Source organism: Agrobacterium tumefaciens (genome assembly GCF_013337285.1).
In the GTDB taxonomy this organism is placed as follows: Bacteria; Pseudomonadota; Alphaproteobacteria; order Rhizobiales; family Rhizobiaceae; genus Agrobacterium; species Agrobacterium burrii.
In genome coordinates this window covers 197,473-214,906 of record NZ_SUPW01000004.1, presented here as the reverse complement: position 1 = coordinate 214,906, position 17,434 = coordinate 197,473, and the positions used below count along the sequence as shown (strand labels likewise).

Below are 17,434 nucleotides of genomic sequence, written 5' to 3'. Positions count from 1 at the left end.
TCCGCACCCTTGCCTTGCCCGTCGTCCCACGCCATGTCAGTTTGCGGTGGAGACTTAGAGCAGGCAGGTAGGCCATGGAGATCACGGATCCCGGCGATTTTCGTCAGCGGATAGAAAGAAGCTTTGCGCGGCAGGGTGTCGTGCAGGCAATCGATGCGCAGATCAGCCGTATCGAACACCGGCTGGTGGAAATCGAATTGCCCTTTCATGAAAAGCTGACGCAGCAGCATGGCATATTGCATGCCGGCGTCATCGCCGCCGGTCTGGATACGGCCTGCACCTATGCCGCCTATACGATCATCGAGCCGGAAGCCTCGCTTTTGACCATCGAGTTCAAGGTCAACCTCATGTCGCCGGGTCGCGGCGATCGGTTCCTGTTTCGTGGCGAGATCATCAAGCCCGGAAATAATCTGATCGTTGCCGACGGCCGCGCCTATGCGCTTGCCGACGGACCGGCAAAACTGATCGCCTCCATGACAGGCACGATGATGGTGGTGAAGGGACGCGAGGACATTACCGGATGAGCTATCGGCTTTTGCATGTTGCGGATAAATCCGTTCTTTTTGTCATGGCGGCTCCCGCCGAATACGGCCCTCACCTGCAGGCGAGAATTTCACCCCTCATGATCGGCGTCGGCCCGGTTGAGGCAGCGGTTTCAGTCACGGCGGTTCTTGCCGGTCTCGATGCGGCGGATCATCTGCCCGACCTCGTCGTTTCGCTCGGTTCCGCCGGCTCGCGGACGCTGGAACAGACGGGCATTTATCAGGCGATTTCAGTTTCCTATCGCGACATGGACGCTTCCCCCTTCGGTTTTGAAAAGGGTTGCACGCCGTTTCTCGACCTGCCGGCCGAGGTGGCCTTGCCCTTCCGCATACCCGAAATTGCCGACGCACGGCTTTCCACCGGCGGCAATGTGGTTTCTGGCGCCGCCTATGGCTTGATCGATGCCGATATGGTGGAAATGGAGACCTTTGCCGTTTTGAGAGCCTGCCAGCGCTTCGGTGTGCCGCTTATCGGCCTGCGCGGTATTTCCGATGGCAAGGCCGATGTGAACCACGTGGACGACTGGACGGAGTATCTGCACATCATCGATGAAAAGCTGGCGGATGCCATCGACCGGCTTTGCCACGCCATTGAGGAGGGCGTGATCGCCCTTTGAAACCTTGCGATTTTCGCAAATTTCCGCTGGTTGATGCCCGCTTGCGGGTTGCCTAAAGCCGCCATTTTCTTTAAAGGCTCGCCATGACCCAGATAGCCCATCCCGACAGCATTCTCATCATCGATTTCGGCAGCCAGGTGACGCAGCTGATTGCGCGCCGCATCCGCGAAGCCGGGGTCTATTGCGAAATCCATCCGTTCCAGAATGCCGCAGAGGCGTTTGAGAAGCTTCAGCCCAAGGGCGTGATCTTCTCCGGCGGCCCCGCATCCGTGACGGCTGAAGGCAGCCCGCGCGCGCCGCAGGCGGTGTTCGACAGCAAGGTTCCGATCCTCGGCATCTGCTACGGCCAGCAGACGCTTTGCACGCAGCTCGGCGGTGTCGTCGAGGGCGGCCATGCGGCGGAATTCGGCCGCGCCGATATCGACATCAAAAAGGCGAGCCCGCTTTTCGAAGGCTTCTGGGATGAGGGCAAGAGCTATCCTGTCTGGATGAGCCATGGCGACCGCGTGACGAAGCTGCCGGAAGGTTTCGAGGTCATCGCCACCTCGGAAAACGCGCCCTTCGCCATCGCAGCCGACGAGACGCGTCACTATTACACCACCATGTTCCACCCGGAAGTGGTGCACACGCCTGATGGCGGCAAGCTGCTGTCCAACTTCGTGCACAAGATCGTTGGCCTGAAATCCGACTGGACAATGGCGGCCTATCGCGCCGAGATGATCCGCAAGATCCGCGATCAGGTCGGCACCGGCCGCGTGCTCTGCGCGCTCTCCGGCGGCGTCGATTCCTCGGTTGCGGCGATCCTCATCCATGAGGCGATCGGCGACCAGCTGACCTGCGTTTACGTCGATCACGGCCTGATGCGGCTTGGCGAGAGCGAGCAGGTGGTCGGCATGTTCCGCGACCATTACAATATTCCGCTTGTTCATGTGGACGCAGCCGATCTGTTCCTCGGCGAACTCTCGGGCGTTTCCGATCCGGAAGCAAAGCGCAAGACCATCGGTCGCCTGTTCATCGAGGTCTTCGAGGCCGAAGCGGCCAAGATCGCTTCGGATGGCAAGGGTGCACCGAAGTTTCTGGCGCAGGGCACGCTTTACCCTGACGTCATCGAAAGCGTTTCCTTCTCCGGCGGTCCGTCCGTCACCATCAAGAGCCACCACAATGTCGGCGGTCTTCCCGAGCGCATGAACATGCAGCTCGTCGAACCGCTGCGTGAGCTCTTCAAGGACGAAGTCCGCGCGCTCGGCCGCGAACTCGGCCTGCCGGAAAGCTTCATCGGCCGACACCCCTTCCCCGGTCCTGGTCTGGCGATCCGCTGCCCCGGCGCAATCACCCGCGAAAAGCTCGATATTCTGCGCAAGGCAGATGCGGTCTATCTCGACGAAATCCGCAAGGCAGGTCTCTATGACACGATCTGGCAGGCTTTCGCCGTACTGCTGCCGGTGCAGACCGTCGGCGTCATGGGCGACTCCCGCACCTATGATTTCGTCTGTGCGCTGCGCGCCGTGACGTCGGTGGATGGCATGACGGCAGATTTCTATCCCTACGACATGAATTTCCTCGGCCGCGCCGCGACCCGCATCATCAACGAAGTACGCGGCATCAACCGTGTCGTCTATGACGTTACGAGCAAGCCGCCCGGCACGATCGAGTGGGAATAAAGACGACAATCGACCCAGCTTAAACGATAACGCCGCGACTAGTTCGCGGCGTTTCTGTTTTGTCTTGCGAGGTAGATGATCTGGACGGTCAGACCGACAATGAGGATCGCCAGCAACCCTGCCTGAACACCAAGAAGCAGCGGCGATTTCAAATCGGTGACAAAGGGATGACCGTCCGGAACACGGCGCAGGGTCTCCGTCGCCGTCGGTACCATCAGGAGAAACGCGCTGACACTGAGACAGATGGTTTCAACATATCTGGCGACGCGCGTTGAGCCGAGAATGCGCTCGATTCCGTAACCTGCGAGCAGGAACAGGATGGTCAGCGCGCCAATGGCGTAGCTGACCGGCTGATGCGCCACGAGGAAGGCCGTCACAGCGCCAATCAACATGGACACAAAATAGATGGCGCCCGGCGTGGATCGGGGAACGATTCGACCGTGACGGGCAAACATGTAAATGGCCACGGGAATGGCCGGCAGGCTGCCGAGTGTGTGGACCCAGCCAAGCGGAGAAATTCCGAACATGAGAGATTGCCTTTCTCTTCCTAAAATAAGGGCGGACCTGAGGAAGCAGACTGTTGACGACTGATCTGCAAGCGTAGTGCTGAATATTTACCGGGTCTGGGTGTCGCTCAGGTCATGTATTCACCTCCCTGGCGACGTTTCGTTTTCAAGCGGTGATGCGTTCCAGCATGGGGCGGGTTATCGCGCCAAAGGTCGCGGCATCACCGTGGGCGCGGGCCGAGAGCATTGCGCCATGCACAGTGGCCATGAACATTTCAGCATTGGCCCTCGCCGTCCCGGTCAGCGCAAAGCGCCGTTGGGCAGCCCCGCGTTCCAGCACGGTGGTGAGCCAGTCCGAGAGGCTTTGAAAATGCGCGCGCACTTCAAGAACGACAGATTCGGGAAGGACCGGTATTTCAGTGGCGAGCAGGGCGCAGACGCAGAAGGGATGGGTCGCGTCAGCGATACAGCCCTCCCAATAGCCGATATAAGCGCGAAGCTGTTCGAGCGGATCAGAGATGTTTCGCTCCAGTTCGGCGATCCCGGCTTCAGCTTCCTGCCTGTACTGCTCGACCAGTTTGCGGACCAGGTCTGACTTGCTGGGGAAATGGTGGTGAATGCTGGCATTGCGAATGCCGACCACATTGGAGATATCCGCGTAGCTGAAACTGTTATAGCCGCCCCTTACAATGAGGGTGCGCGCGCAGCGAAGGATATCATCGGCTCTGGTCTGTGGGTTTTTCATATTCATTATCTACCAACTAGTAGGTAGAATGTCAACTTAACGCATCGTACTGTTATTTCCGGGAATTCCCCCTGCCTGTCGGGACGATTGTTCTCTTTTTGTTCTTTCAATTCCCTCTGGCAATGATAATATCACGGCCTTGGCAAAAGCCGTGGAGCATCGTCATGGGTTTCGAGTTGACGGATAAAGGAGGTGTAAGGCAGCTTTTCTTTGAAGCGCTGGGGCCGCCGAAAATACAGCGCTTCAATCCGCGATTGCGCAGCAAGGTCTTGATCGTGTTGAAACCGCCGGCAGCCTTGGCAGAGAGGATTTTTGCCGATGCCTCGCACCATGCGGAAGGACGGACGAGGCGTGCAGCCTATCCTGCGGAGCTTCTGCATATAACCCTGCTCTGTGTCGGATGTTTCGAGACTGCGCCTCGCGGGCTGATAAACAGGCTGAAGGCGGCACTGGGGGAAATCGAGGCGCGGCCTGTTCCTATCACTTTCGAAGAAACGTCGCTTTTTGGTAATCGCAACAGTCTGGTGCTGCGAAGCGGCCGCGACATGCCGGAGATCAAGGCTCTGGTGAAGATGCTGCAACGTGCCCTTTGGCGGGCAAATCTCCCCTTTATTGCGGCATCATCCTTTACGCCGCATCTCACCATGATCTATGGCTGCGGAAAGATTGAGCCGATGCCGGCTGGTAAACCCTATAGCTGGCTGGCGGGCAATTTCGAGCTTGTCTTCAGCCATAATGGCGAAACACGGCACGAATCTCTGGCACGCTTTGCGCTTTCAGCGAAAGCGGATCGTTATGAGCGGCCTGAGAGCCAGTTATATTTGTCGGAAAGAGTGATCGGCCCGTCGAAGCGGCCGAAGCAGAGTGCAGCGGTGCGATGACGTGCGCTCAAAACGGCGGAGCAATCCTGTGCTGACAATTTATCCCGCATCTGCCGTTCGAGGACAATGCGGGAACCTTCCGGCGTGAATACGGAACGCTTCTCGAGCCATTCGCAGCACATCCAGTTCGCGCGTCGAAAACCGATATGAATTTCGACCCGAAGCGCAAGCGAGGCGATGCCGCCTCGCTACAAGTAACAACCAGCTTAGAGCTGTACCTTGTCGAAAGCCTTGCCGTCGATGCCGAGGGCTTCGAGATCGGCACGGGCCGGCTTGCGATGTGCGCGAACAGCGGCCGAAACCGAGAGCGCAGCACCGAGAACGGCGAAAGTTTCGCCGAAGAAGTTACGCGATGTCTTTGCAACCTGACGCATTTTTCTCTCCATCTTTGATATGCAAATAATGGGTATTTTCGGCCTCTTCTACAACTCATGATGCAGCAGGGAAGCCATGCAGCTTTGCTCGCGCTCGTTTGGATATCAGCCATGGCGATTCCGCATGGCTCAGATGTCACGCCTCTCAAACGGCGCAGAGCACTTCAGCGAGCGGGTTGAATAAGGTGGATATTTTGTTATGCCGGAGAGCTTGAAGACAACGAGGCTGGCAGCATGACGATCACCATTTACGGCATCAAGAACTGCGACACGATGAAGAAGGCCAGAAGCTGGCTGGAAACCAACGGCATCGACTATTCTTTTCATGACTATAAGGCGGCCGGCATTGACCGCGCCCATCTGGAGACATGGTGCGATGCCGCGGGCTGGGAAACGGTTCTCAACCGCGCCGGCACAACCTTCAGGAAACTGGATGATGGCCAGAAGGCCGATCTCAGCCGTGAGAAGGCCATCGGATTGATGCTGGAGCAGCCCTCGATGATCAAACGTCCGGTACTTGAGGCCAAGGGCAAGATAACCGTCGGTTTCAAACCGGAAACCTACCAGACCCTCTTCGCCTGAGCCCAGCCGCCATGTCGAAAACGACCCGCGCCACCCAGATACTGACCAAGGCCGGCATTGCCTTTAACACCGTTACCTATGACTACGACCCGAATGCCGACCGCATCGGCTTGCAGGCGGCCGAGGCGATTGGCGAACCGCCGCATCTGGTCCTGAAGACACTGATGGCGGAGCTGGACGGCAAACCGGTCTGCGTCGTTGTCCCTTCCGACCGTGAGGTGAGCATGAAGAAACTCGCCGCCGCCTTCGGAGGTAAATCCGCCAGCATGATGAAGCCTGTCGATGCGGAGCGGGCCACCGGTTACCATGTCGGCGGCATCAGCCCTTTCGGGCAGAAGAAGCAAGTGCCGACGGCCATTGAGGCCGAGGCCATGGCGCATGCGTATGTTTATGTGAATGGCGGGCAAAGGGGGTTGCAGGTGAGACTTTCGCCTCGCGATGCGCAGGCGGCACTGAAGGCCGTCATCGCTCCGCTGGTGGCGGACTGACGCTTTTCCCACCGCTTTTGAAAGCATTTGGCTTTCGAAAGGAATGGGCTATGGTCGGCGCCTCCGATTGAAATATACGAAGGCAGATCATGACCGTTTCTCCCATCGATCCCGTCAAACTCGAAAAACTGGCCGAAGTCGCCGTAAAAGTCGGCCTGCAATTGCAGACGGATCAGGATCTGGTGATCACGGCACCGCTGGCGGCGCTGCCGCTGGTGCGGCTTTTGACCAAACATGCCTATCTTGCCGGCAGCGGGCTGGTCACCACCTTCTATTCCGATGAGGAAACGACGCTTGCCCGCTATCGCCACGCCAGCGACGCAAATTTCGACCGGGCTTCAGGCTGGCTCTATGAGGGCATGGCGAAAGCCTATGCCAACGGCGCTGCACGGCTGGCGATTGCCGGTGACAACCCCATGCTGCTGGCGGAGCAGGACCCTGCCAAGGTGGCGCGCGCCAACAAGGCCAATTCCACGGCCTACAAGCCGGCGCTGGAGAAGATTTCCAATTTCGACATCAACTGGAACATCATCTCCTATCCGAACCCCTCCTGGGCAAAGCAGGTCTTCCCGGATATTGCCGAGGACGAAGCAGTCCGAAAGCTCGCAGACGCCATCTTCGCCGCCTCGCGGGTTGATCTGGCCGATCCGGTCGCGGCATGGGCGGAGCATAACGCCAATCTTGCCAAGCGTTCGGCATGGCTGAACGGTGAGCGCTTCGCATCGCTGCATTTCACCGGTCCCGGCACGGATGTGACGATCGGGCTGGCGGACGGCCATGAATGGCATGGCGGCGCTTCCACAGCCAAGAACGGCGTAACCTGCAACCCGAATATTCCGACGGAAGAAGTGTTTACCACGCCGCATGCGCTGCGGGTGGACGGTTACGTTTCCAGCACCAAGCCCCTGTCGCATCAGGGAACACTGATCGACGATATTCAGGTGAAGTTCGAAGCCGGCCGCATCATCGAAGCCAAGGCTTCCAAGGGCGAAGCGGTGCTGAACAAGGTGCTCGACACCGATGAGGGCGCACGGCGTCTCGGCGAAGTGGCGCTGGTGCCGCATTCATCACCGATATCCGCAAGCGGTATCCTGTTCTACAACACGCTATTTGACGAAAACGCCTCGTGCCACATTGCGCTTGGCCAATGCTACTCGAAATGCTTCGTTGATGGCGCGTCCTTGTCGCAGGATCAGATCAAGGCGCAGGGCGGCAATTCCAGCCTCATCCACATCGACTGGATGATCGGTTCCGACAAGGTGGATATTGACGGCGTGAAGCCGGATGGCTCCACGGTTCCGGTTATGCGCAAGGGCGAATGGGCCTGAGGGCGCTTACCTCGGCAACTGGCTGCGCTGACTGAGCCAGATGCTGAAAAGCACCGCGACAAACCCGGCGATCTGCGCTGGCGTGAGGCTCTGGCCAAGCGCCAGCCAGCCCAGAAGAGTTGCAACGACAGGGCTTAGAAAACCGAGCGATGCGGCAGCCGAGGGCTCGATGCGGGCAAGCCCGCGAAACCACAGAAGATAGGTCAGCGCCGCGCCGATGAGGCCGAGATAGGCCATGCCGAGAATATTGGCGGCGGTCGGCGCTGGCAGGGCCGGTTCCAGAACAAAGGCAAACGGCAGGAGCAAAATGCCGCCCGCCGTCAATTGCCAGGCGGTGAAGGTGAGATTGGAGACCGGCGGTCGCCATTTGCGGGTCAGAACCGTTCCGAAAGCCATGGAGACGGCACCGGCAAGTCCTGCGGCAACGCCGATACCATCCAGCGCAGCACCGGGCGTCAGAACCAAAAATGCTACACCTGTGATGCCCAGCAGTCCGGCGGCGATGGCAAGCGGCCTGACGGGTGCGGCCAGAAACAGCCGGGAAAGGCCAATGACGATGAGGGGTTGCACCGCACCCACCGTTGCCGCCACACCGCCCGGCAGCCGATAAGCCGACACGAAAAGCATCGCCCAGAAAAACGAAAAATTCAGCGCGCCAAGAATGAAGCTGCGCGGCCACCAGATGCCTTCCGGCAGCTTCCGGACGAGCAGCAACAGCAGGATGCCCGCCGGCAAAGCGCGCAGCATGGCGACATGCAGAGGGTAGCCCTGTGGCAAAAATTCCGTGGTGACGAAATAGGTGGTTCCCCAGATGGCCGGGGCAAGCGCGGTCACCAGCACATCGGCGGCGTAGGTCGGATTTTTCTTCATTTCAAGAATCTCTACATCAAGATAAATCCATCCTAGTCGATTTTATCTTGACGTCAAGATATCAATTGTTATGCCTTGATGATGAGTAAAGAACCGCTAGACCACGTCGATCATATTCTGGCGCAATGGCGCAAGGAGCGGCCCGATCTTGATGTCGGCCCCATGGGCCTGCTCGGGCGCCTGCACCGGCTTAGCACGCATCTCGGCCGCGAGGTTGAGGCCGTGCTTTTGAAACACGGGCTCTCCTCCTCCGCTTTCGATGTGCTGGCGACATTGAGACGTGCCGGTCCGCCCTATCGGCTTTCCCCCGGCGATCTTCTGGCCATGACCATGGTGAGTTCCGGCACCATGACCAACCGGATCGACCAGCTGGAAAAGGCCGGGCTGGTGGAGCGCATTCACAACCCGCAGGACCGGCGCAGCGTGTTGATATCGCTGACGGAGCGTGGACTTGTCATTGTCGAGGACGCCGTCGGCGCGCATGTCGAAAACCAGCATCGTCTGGTTGCTCACCTCAGCGAAGAGGAGCGTGCGGCGCTGAACGGCTTGCTGAAGCGTTTTTTGCAGGATTTCGAGCAATAGGTTCACGGATCAGACAAACATCCAATCAAACCAGCGATGACCGCTTGTTTCGGTATAAAAATTCCTGTAAGCAATTTTCCATAAACCTGTACTACAGGTTGGAGGAAAAATGTATAACGCCATTTCCCATGAAACCGGTCTCGTCAGCAGCACGATCGGCGCAATCACCCGCCATATCCGCGAAAACGAACTGGCCCCCGGCGCGAAACTGCCGAGCGAACTTTCGCTTTCCCAGCAGCTAGGCGTCTCACGCACCGTCGTTCGCGAAGCTTTCCGGTCCCTTTCGGCCATGCGGCTGATCGATGTCAGCGCCGGCAAGCGCGCCACCGTGGCAACGCTCGATCATGGGGCGATGTCGCTGATGTTCGAGCATGGCATTCATACCGAGCAGATCAACATCCAGCAGATTTACGACGTGCGCCGTACCATCGAGGTCAGAACCGTGACGCTCGCGGCACTCAGGCGCACCGATACGGAAGCGCTCACCATTCTCGACCATGCCAATAATATGGAACGGGACTTCGGCGACAACGACAAAGTCATGGAGCATGACCTTGCTTTCCACCTCGCCGTCGCCCGGGCCTCCAAGAACCCGGTTTTCGAGCTCATTCTCGGCGCTTTCCAGAATGTGACGCGCCAGACATGGCCGATCGGCTGGAAAAGCCGGACATCTGACGCCCAGCGTCACGCAGCCGGCGAGCTTCACGTCGCCATCGGGCAGGCTATTGCCGCCGGCGATCCGCAAACCGCTTCAACGCTTATGGCGCGGCATTTCGATGAAAGCGTGCATGCGCTTCTCGCCGCCGGCATCGCCTGATTTTTTCAACGCAGTTCCAGACGGAAAACTGCCTGCCTCTGGAGGAGACACTTCATGAAAATTACGAAACTCGAGACCGTCCGCGTGGCGGAACGGGCAAACCTGCTCTGGGTTCTGGTCCATACCGATGAGGGCATTACCGGCCTTGGCGAAACTTTCTACGGTGCCGAGACCGTCGAAACCTATGTGCACGAATATATCGCGCCCCGCGTGATCGGCCGCGATCCGCTGCAGATCGACCTTCTGGCGCAGGATCTCGTCGGGTATCTGGGTTTCCGTTCATCGGGTGCGGAAGTGCGCGGCAATTCGGCCTTCGATATCGCGCTATGGGATATTTTCGGCAAGGCCACCAACCAGCCGATCGCCCAGCTGCTTGGCGGTTTCAGCCGCAAGGAAATCCGCACCTACAATACCTGCGCCGGCACCGAATATATCAAGAAGGCCACCGGCCAGCAGACGGCCAATTACGGCCTGTCCGCCGGCAAGGATTACGATGACCTCAACGGCTTCCTGCACAGGGCCGATGAGCTTGCCCATTCGCTGCTGGAAGACGGCATTACGGCCATGAAGATCTGGCCTTTCGATGCGGCGGCGGAGAAGACACGCGGACAATATATCTCGATGCCGGACCTGAAAAGCGCGCTCGAGCCGTTTGAAAAAATCCGCAAGGCAGTCGGCGACAAGATGGATATCATGGTGGAGTTTCACTCCATGTGGCAGCTTTTGCCCGCCATGCAGATCGCCAAGGCGCTCACGCCATACCAGACCTTCTGGCATGAAGACCCGATCAAGATGGACAGTCTTTCCAGCCTGACGCGGTATGCCGCCGTCTCGCCCGCGCCGATTTCCGCATCCGAAACGCTGGGTTCCCGCTGGGCCTTCCGCGACCTGCTGGAAACCGGTGCTGCCGGCGTGGTGATGCTTGACATCAGCTGGTGCGGCGGGCTTTCGGAAGCTCGCAAGATCGCCTCCATGGCAGAGGCCTGGCATCTGCCGGTCGCGCCGCATGATTGCACCGGGCCGGTGGTGCTTTGCGCCTCCACGCATCTGTCGCTCAATGCGCCGAATGCGCTGGTGCAGGAAAGCGTGCGCGCCTTCTACAAGACCTGGTATCGCGATCTCGTGACCGCATTGCCGGAAGTGAAAAACGGCATGATCACCGTGCCGCCGGGGGCCGGCCTTGGCATGGAACTGCATCCCGATATCGAAAAAACCTTCACCGTCAGCCGCCGTTTTTCGGATGCGGCATCGATCTGATCAAAACAGACTGCCCTGATTGCCGGGGCCTGAAGAAGCCGGTTTCGTCGGCTTCTTTTTTTGTGCGGCGGCAGCATCCGGGAACGGCGTCCCCTCACCCGTCGTGATGGCGGAGACCCTGCCATCGGCAAATTCCATCGATACGACAGCGCCGGAGGCAATGGCGACAGCGCGGGTCAGCGGCCGGTTTTCCTCATCGCGGATCACAGCGTAACCGCGATTGAGCACGTTCTTGTAGGAGAGCGACTGCAGGATACGGTTGTGGGCGGCAAGGCCCGCGCGGTTCTGCGCCATGCGATGCAGGACGGCGGTATCGGCGCGGCGCGCGGCGGTGACGACCCGTTCCTTCTGCCGCTCCAGCTGGCCAAGCAGGCGGGCGGGCAGTGAACGCAGCGCGGAGTCGAAGGCATCGACGCGGCCTTTCCCCTGCAACAGGCGGCGTTCCACCAAAGCTTCGGCCCGGTGCATGCGCTCGGTGATCCGTTGCCTGTGGTGTTTGAGACCGTTCAGAAGGGTTTCCGGCCGAAGCCCCGAAGCGGAGCGCTCAAAGGCGCGACGCTTGTTCAGCGTGGTCATTTCAAGCCCACGGCCGAGACCGCTTGCCGCTTCGTCGAAACGGCGGCGCGGCAGGGCCAGAAGTTGGTCGAGCGATGGCAGCGCCCGCACCAGCGCCCGCAGGCCCTGACGGCGATTGTCCATCTGCCGCGATACCGAGCCGGAAAGACGGGCAGCGAGCCCGGAAAGCTGCGCCTCAAGCTCGGCACGCACCGGCACGGCCATTTCGGCCGCTCCCGTCGGCGTCGGTGCGCGAACATCGGCGGCATAGTCGATCAATGTCGTATCCGTCTCGTGTCCGACGGCGGAAATCAGCGGAATTTCACTTTCCGCCGCGGCGCGCACGACGATTTCGTCGTTGAAACTCCAGAGGTCCTCCAGACTGCCGCCACCACGCGCGACAATCAGCACGTCAGGACGGGCAATCTCGCCACCGATCTTCAGCGCATTAAAACCACGAATGGCGTTCGCAATCTCCTCGCCAGAACCTTCGCCCTGCACCTTGACCGGCCAGACGACGACATGGACCGGAAACCGATCCGAAATGCGGTGAAGAATATCGCGAATGACCGCGCCCGTGGGCGAGGTAACGACGCCGATGACATGCGGCATGAATGGCAGGCGGCGCTTGCGGGCCGGATCGAAAAGCCCTTCCGCCGCCAGACGCCGGCGGCGATCTTCCAGCAGCGCCATCAGTGCGCCGGCACCGGCCGGCTCGAGGCTTTCGATGACGATCTGGTATTTCGAGGAACCGGGAAAGGTGGTGACCTTGCCCGTCGCAATCACTTCCATGCCTTCTTCCGGGCGAAACTTCAGCCGCGAAAACGTGCCTTTCCAGATCACCGCATCGATGCGGGCGCGATCGTCCTTCAGCGAGAAATAAGCGTGGCCGGAAGAATGCGGGCCGCGATAGCCGGAAATCTCGCCGCGCACCCGCACCTGCTCGAAAGCCGTCTCCACCGTGCGTTTGATGGAACCCGACAGTTCGGACACCGAGAACTCGGCAAGATTGCTCAATGCGGCGTGGGAGAAGATATCGCTCATGACCGTTTGTAACCAAAACCCGTCGATTCGGAAATGCCGGTGCTCGCCAGCCCGATTTTAACGGCGATGAAACCATATCCTCAACTAACGAGTTAGGAAAACAGGGAACGGAGGAGAAAACAAGGGTTCGTTAGGGAAGAAGACGCTAGGTCTTGTCCCGGGCCCGGCAACCAAAGAGGAGGCGGCATCCATGATTTTTCTTACCGCCACAGTGCTTGGCGTCACCGCAGTTGCGTTGCGTTCTGTCTTCAGCATCATTTTCATCTGCATGATGATTATCGGCGCTTATGGCATAGCGATGGCGCTTTCTTCGACAGCCGTGCCGTTGATGTCGCTGCTCCTGGCGCTCGCCGGTTATAATTTCGGCGTCGTCGGTGTCGTCATCGGCCTTCTCGTGCTGCAACGCCCGCGCTCCACTCAGCCGACGCTTTAAAAGCTAACGGCCTTGAGGCTTCCCCACTTTGCGCTGACGGAGATTTACGGACTGGCCGTTGACCTTGCCGTGACCTGTCTGCTGATTTTTTATATCGGTATCGATCCGTTGGCCGCCCGCCTGCCCGGTGCTGCGGCAGGGCTGGCGGCAAGCTGGCAGCTGAACCGTTCAAAGGGCGATACATCCGGGAGGGTGAGCGGATTTCTCACGAAAGCCGTTACACTTACCTCCCGTATCGTCGGCGTTGCGCTGTTTGCCCTGCTACAATGGCGCAATCCGCTGGTGCAGCCACTTATCCCGCTTGCCCTTTCAGCGCTCGCCGCATTGGCACTGGCGCTTTACGGCTACTGGCGGCTTCAAAGGCAGCGGCTGGATCGCGACTAAACCGTTTCCCAGCCGTCTTTTTCAGCCGCCCGGTAAATGGCGTCGATGAAAAGCTGGTTCTTCCTTGAGCTTTCCAGAGTGACGACTTCGCCCTCACCCTTCGCCGCCCGGGCAAAAGCCTCCGCCTCCAGCTTGTATTGACGGCTATCCTGAAACCTGAAGACTTGCGACTGGTTATGGGCCTGATTGGTCAGCTCGATCTCTTCCGCACCCCAGCGATTGGCGTTGAAGGGAGATTTGACCTCGATGTAACCATCCGTGCCGTGGAAGACCATGAGCTGGCGGGCGGCAAGTTGTGTGGCGAGATAAAAGCTCAGTTCGAAATCGCCGAAATCTGCCCTAACGCTGGAATAGATGTCGGTGCCGAATTGCCTGTCGCGCTCAACCGTGGCCTGCACCCGCTTCGGCTCCGCGCCGGTGGCAAAACGGGTCACGATGGTCGGGTAGACACCGATATCCGGCAGGGCGCCACCACCCAGTTCGGGAATATTGCGCATGTTGCCGGGATCGCGATTGAAATAGCTGAAAGCGCCCTGCACATGTTTCAGCTTACCGATGGCGCCCGTTGCCAGCAACTCCTTCACCTTGGCCCAGACCGGCGCATAGGTGACCATGAACGCCTCGGACACAATAACGCCGTTGCGGTCGCGCGCGGCGATAAGCGTATCGATCTCGTCCGCTTTCAGCGCAATCGGCTTTTCGCACAGAACATGCTTGCCCGCATCGGCCGCCTTGATGCTCCATTCCACATGCTGCGCGGTTGGAAGCGGAATATAGACCGCATCGATGACATCCGACGCCAGCATCTCCTCATAGGAACCAAAGGCATGCGGCACGGAAAAACGGTCTGCGACCGCACGCGCCTTGGCGTGATCGCGGCTGGCGATAGCGCTTACAACACAGTTTTGCGCATCCTGTATTGCCGGAATGACGTGATCCTGAGCGATTTTCGCCGTTGAGATTATACCGAAGCGCAGCATTCCCGTTCTCCCACTCTGCCATTTCTTCGGAAACTTACCACCCCGGCACCGTGGGGCAAGCCGGCAAAGTCCGATCACTATAAAATATGGCCGGATGTGTCCTGCCTTTGTCAGCGTTGTTGCTTTTATCGAAAGTCAGAAAGGGGAATTATGCTATGAATAAACCCAACGGAGAAACATGAAATGTCCTCTTCTCACACCGCACTGCTCGTTATCGACGTTCAGGAATCCTTTCGGCACACCCCTTATTTCGAGGACAGCGGACTTGCTACCTATCTGGAGAAACAGCAGGGGTTGATTGACGGCGCCATGGCCGCGGGAATTCCCGTTGTGCAAATCTTCCATGTTGATGGCGACAAGGCCTTCTCGAAAGACAGCGGCTATGTCCGTGCGCTGGAGGGTGTGGAAATCGTGCCCGACGTGACCTTCCACAAGAACCGTCATTCGGCTTTTGCCGGCACCGGCCTTGAAATCTGGCTGACACAGAGGGGCATCAATCGGCTGATCGTCTCGGGCATCCGCACCGAACAATGCTGCGAAACGACCACGCGGCACGCTTCCGATCTCGGCTATAGCGTCGATTACGTCACCGAGGCGACGTTGACCTTTCCGATGACGCACGTCTCCGGCACAGTGTTCAGCGCCGACGATATTCGCAAACGCACCGAGCTGGTGCTGGCCGGCCGCTTCGCACGCATCGCCACAGTGAAGGACGCGCTTACAACCCTGAAAGAAGCAGCCTGATGGATAGAGGCGGCACACGCATTATTCCCTTTTATACGCTTGTGCCGCCGCACGCACTGCTGCTTGATATTGCCGGCCCCTTGCAGGTAATCGGCTATGCCAACGACGAGCAGAGCGACATATTTTTCGACTGCCGCTACATTGCTGCAAGGGACAAGCAACAATCCTCGATCGGCCTTGACCTTTGCGGGCTGGAGCCCCTGCCGACGGCACTTCCGGAAAATGCGTTCCTGCTGATCTCCGGCAGCACATCGCGTTCCGAGAGTGAACCGGAAACGCGGCGGGAGCGGCAGGCATTGACGGCATGGCTGGGTCGCGTCGCGCGTATCGACACCACCGTCATTTCCATCTGCTCCGGCGCGTTGCTGGCGGGAGAGGCCGGACTTTTCGACGGGCGAAGCTGCACGACGCATGCCGATTGCATCGAGGCGCTGCGACGCATCGCGCCGTTGTCCCAGGTGGCCGAAAACCGACTGTTCGTCGAGGATGGCAACCGCTTCTCGAGTGCGGGCATCTCCACCGGCATCGATCTCATGCTGCATGTGGTTTCCCGGCTGACATCCCCGGCCGTTGCGGCGCGCATAGCAAAAACCATGGTTGTCTATCTCAGGCGCAACGGCAGCGATCCGCAAATTTCGCCGTGGCTGACAGGCCGTAACCACATGCACCCCGCCATTCACCGCGTGCAGGACCGGGTGATGGCCGAACCCGCACGGGACTGGTCGCTGGAAAATCTGGCCAATATTGCGGCCCTTAGCGAAAGGCACCTGTCTCGCCTGTTTCGCGAACATACCGGCATCAGCGTCATCGACTATGTGAACCTGATGCGGGTCAATCTCGCCCGCGATATTCTCGCCAACAGCCGCCTCGATATGGAGTCCATCGCCGAACGGGCGGGTTTTGCCTCCGCCCGGCATTTGCGGCGTGTGTGGCAACAGCATAATCGCCTCCCGCCCAGCCACTATCGAGGCTACCGGAGCTGATCTCGTCAACTTCCGTCCATTGCCTGATGAGTGCCATCAAAGGAATTGAATGGTTATGCGGATGAGCAGTTGCTAACCTTGCCACAAAGTCAGCAACAGGAGCATTCCCCGTGGAAAAACGAAACCTCGGCCGCACCGGCCTCTCCATCGCCCCGATCGTCTTCGGCGGCAACGTGTTCGGCTGGACAGCGGATGAGAAGACTTCCTTTGCCCTGCTCGACGCTTTTTTCGATGCAGGGTTCAACGCCATCGACACGGCGGATGTCTATTCCGCCTGGGTGGACGGGCATGAGGGCGGCGAGTCCGAGGCCATCATCGGCAAATGGCTGAAGCAATCGAGCATCAAGCGCGAGGATGCGGTGATCGTCACCAAGGTCGGTTTCGACAATCGCGGCCAGAAGACCGGCCTCAGCGCCAAGTGGATCGCAGAGGCTGTCGATGCTTCGCTGAAACGGCTTCAAACCGACTATATCGACCTTTATCTCGCCCACAAGCCGGATGCCGACGTGCCGCTGGAAGAGACGCTTGCCGCCTTTGCAAAGCTGAAGGAACAGGGAAAAATCCGGGCGATTGGTTGCTCCAACTATTCCGCCAGCCAGCTTCAGGATGCGCTTGATACGGCTGCGAAAAACAATCTTCCGCGTTATGACGTGCTGCAGCCGGAATATAATCTCTATAACCGCGCGGATTTCGAAGGTCCGCTTGCCGATCTTTGTGTGAAAGAAGAGATTGGCGTCATCAATTATTACAGCCTCGCCGCCGGCTTCCTGACCGGGAAGTACCGCGCCAAGGCCGATACGGAAGGCGTCGCCCGCAGCTATCGCGTCGGCGAATATGTCAACACGCGCGGCCTTGCCCTTCTGGGCGCGATGGATGCTGTAGCGGTGCAGACAGGGGCCAAGCTTGCCGATATCGCGCTCGCCTGGCTATTGCGGAAAAAGGCGATAACCGCGCCGATTGCCAGCGCCACCAGCCTGTCGCAGCTTGAAAGCTTCAAACGTGCCGTCGAGCTGAAACTGACCGATGAAATGATGACCCTTCTCGACAAGGCAGGCGCATAA

Annotated in this window: 21 protein-coding genes; 15 read left to right on the top strand and 6 right to left on the bottom strand. The window is 59.1% G+C overall.

Annotated features, from left to right (window positions below; all coding sequences use genetic code 11):
• The first annotated feature begins 74 nt into the window (after window positions 1–74).
• From FCH38_RS13935 to guaA, 3 genes are all read left to right on the top strand, one after another.
• Entirely contained in the window at window positions 75–524 is a 450-nt protein-coding gene (locus FCH38_RS13935; protein ID WP_153515227.1) for a PaaI family thioesterase, read from the top strand.
• Complete coding sequence (locus FCH38_RS13930; RefSeq protein ID WP_153515228.1) at window positions 521–1,159, top strand: 5'-methylthioadenosine/S-adenosylhomocysteine nucleosidase; 639 nt, start codon at window positions 521–523, stop codon at window positions 1,157–1,159. Before FCH38_RS13935 ends, FCH38_RS13930 begins: the two co-directional genes overlap by 4 nt.
• Before the next feature lie 83 nt (window positions 1,160–1,242).
• Window positions 1,243–2,820: a glutamine-hydrolyzing GMP synthase gene (guaA, locus tag FCH38_RS13925; RefSeq protein WP_174374123.1), complete on the top strand. Its 1,578-nt coding sequence runs from the start codon at window positions 1,243–1,245 to the stop codon at window positions 2,818–2,820.
• 38 nt (window positions 2,821–2,858) lie between these two features.
• Here the strand turns inward: guaA and FCH38_RS13920 are convergent, their stop codons facing one another.
• Entirely contained in the window at window positions 2,859–3,347 is a 489-nt protein-coding gene (locus FCH38_RS13920) for a hypothetical protein (RefSeq protein ID WP_174374122.1), read from the bottom strand.
• A 145-nt stretch (window positions 3,348–3,492) separates the two neighbouring features.
• Window positions 3,493–4,071, bottom strand: a complete 579-nt coding sequence (locus FCH38_RS13915; protein WP_174374199.1) for a TetR/AcrR family transcriptional regulator — start codon at window positions 4,069–4,071, stop codon at window positions 3,493–3,495.
• 164 nt (window positions 4,072–4,235) lie between these two features.
• Between FCH38_RS13915 and FCH38_RS13910 the strand changes: the two genes are divergently transcribed.
• A complete protein-coding gene (locus tag FCH38_RS13910) occupies window positions 4,236–4,952 on the top strand; it encodes a 2'-5' RNA ligase family protein (protein WP_174374121.1) in 717 nt (238 codons plus the stop codon).
• Window positions 4,953–5,158: 206 nt separating this feature from the next.
• On the opposite strand, the gene FCH38_RS13905 is transcribed toward FCH38_RS13910, so the two are convergent.
• Window positions 5,159–5,326, bottom strand: a complete 168-nt coding sequence (locus tag FCH38_RS13905) for a hypothetical protein (protein WP_003503889.1) — start codon at window positions 5,324–5,326, stop codon at window positions 5,159–5,161.
• A 234-nt stretch (window positions 5,327–5,560) separates the two neighbouring features.
• Here FCH38_RS13905 and FCH38_RS13900 point away from each other — a divergent pair, with 234 nt between their 5' ends.
• The 3 genes from FCH38_RS13900 (at window position 5,561) to FCH38_RS13890 (ending at window position 7,724) form a co-directional block, all read left to right on the top strand.
• Complete coding sequence (locus FCH38_RS13900) at window positions 5,561–5,908, top strand: ArsC family reductase (RefSeq protein ID WP_174374120.1); 348 nt, start codon at window positions 5,561–5,563, stop codon at window positions 5,906–5,908.
• An 11-nt stretch (window positions 5,909–5,919) separates the two neighbouring features.
• Window positions 5,920–6,396, top strand: coding sequence for a Cys-tRNA(Pro) deacylase (ybaK, locus tag FCH38_RS13895; protein WP_174374119.1), 477 nt, complete (start codon window positions 5,920–5,922; stop codon window positions 6,394–6,396).
• An 89-nt stretch (window positions 6,397–6,485) separates the two neighbouring features.
• Complete coding sequence (locus FCH38_RS13890; RefSeq protein WP_174374118.1) at window positions 6,486–7,724, top strand: aminopeptidase; 1,239 nt, start codon at window positions 6,486–6,488, stop codon at window positions 7,722–7,724.
• A 6-nt stretch (window positions 7,725–7,730) separates the two neighbouring features.
• Here FCH38_RS13890 and FCH38_RS13885 read toward each other — a convergent pair whose 3' ends face one another.
• Entirely contained in the window at window positions 7,731–8,594 is an 864-nt protein-coding gene (locus tag FCH38_RS13885) for an EamA family transporter (protein WP_174374117.1), read from the bottom strand.
• Between the two features lie 81 nt (window positions 8,595–8,675).
• Here FCH38_RS13885 and FCH38_RS13880 point away from each other — a divergent pair, with 81 nt between their 5' ends.
• From FCH38_RS13880 to FCH38_RS13870, 3 genes are all read left to right on the top strand, one after another.
• Window positions 8,676–9,176: a MarR family winged helix-turn-helix transcriptional regulator gene (locus FCH38_RS13880; RefSeq protein ID WP_174374198.1), complete on the top strand. Its 501-nt coding sequence runs from the start codon at window positions 8,676–8,678 to the stop codon at window positions 9,174–9,176.
• A 109-nt stretch (window positions 9,177–9,285) separates the two neighbouring features.
• Complete coding sequence (locus FCH38_RS13875) at window positions 9,286–9,993, top strand: FadR/GntR family transcriptional regulator (RefSeq protein ID WP_174374116.1); 708 nt, start codon at window positions 9,286–9,288, stop codon at window positions 9,991–9,993.
• A gap of 54 nt (window positions 9,994–10,047) precedes the next feature.
• Window positions 10,048–11,250, top strand: coding sequence for a mandelate racemase/muconate lactonizing enzyme family protein (locus FCH38_RS13870; RefSeq protein WP_174374115.1), 1,203 nt, complete (start codon window positions 10,048–10,050; stop codon window positions 11,248–11,250).
• Here the strand turns inward: FCH38_RS13870 and xseA are convergent, their stop codons facing one another.
• The gene (gene xseA / locus FCH38_RS13865) at window positions 11,251–12,849 is read right to left on the bottom strand and encodes an exodeoxyribonuclease VII large subunit (protein ID WP_174374114.1); all 1,599 of its coding nucleotides are present in this window, start codon (window positions 12,847–12,849) and stop codon (window positions 11,251–11,253) included.
• A 190-nt stretch (window positions 12,850–13,039) separates the two neighbouring features.
• Here xseA and FCH38_RS13860 point away from each other — a divergent pair, with 190 nt between their 5' ends.
• A complete protein-coding gene (locus tag FCH38_RS13860; protein WP_046799247.1) occupies window positions 13,040–13,282 on the top strand; it encodes a hypothetical protein in 243 nt (80 codons plus the stop codon).
• Between the two features lie 12 nt (window positions 13,283–13,294).
• On the top strand, window positions 13,295–13,666 hold the full coding sequence (locus FCH38_RS13855; RefSeq protein WP_149898346.1) for a hypothetical protein: 372 nt from the start codon (window positions 13,295–13,297) through the stop codon (window positions 13,664–13,666).
• On the opposite strand, the gene FCH38_RS13850 is transcribed toward FCH38_RS13855, so the two are convergent.
• A complete protein-coding gene (locus FCH38_RS13850; RefSeq protein ID WP_174374113.1) occupies window positions 13,663–14,646 on the bottom strand; it encodes a Gfo/Idh/MocA family protein in 984 nt (327 codons plus the stop codon). The two genes, FCH38_RS13855 and FCH38_RS13850, sit on opposite strands and share 4 nt — an antisense overlap.
• Window positions 14,647–14,829: 183 nt before the next feature.
• On the opposite strand from FCH38_RS13850, the gene FCH38_RS13845 reads away from it, so the two are divergent.
• The 3 genes from FCH38_RS13845 to FCH38_RS13835 all read left to right on the top strand — a co-directional run bounded on the left by FCH38_RS13845 (window position 14,830) and on the right by FCH38_RS13835 (window position 17,434).
• Entirely contained in the window at window positions 14,830–15,390 is a 561-nt protein-coding gene (locus tag FCH38_RS13845) for an isochorismatase family protein (RefSeq protein WP_174374112.1), read from the top strand.
• Window positions 15,390–16,373: a GlxA family transcriptional regulator gene (locus FCH38_RS13840; RefSeq protein ID WP_174374111.1), complete on the top strand. Its 984-nt coding sequence runs from the start codon at window positions 15,390–15,392 to the stop codon at window positions 16,371–16,373. Before FCH38_RS13845 ends, FCH38_RS13840 begins: the two co-directional genes overlap by 1 nt.
• A 110-nt stretch (window positions 16,374–16,483) precedes the next feature.
• Entirely contained in the window at window positions 16,484–17,434 is a 951-nt protein-coding gene (locus tag FCH38_RS13835; RefSeq protein WP_174374110.1) for an aldo/keto reductase, read from the top strand.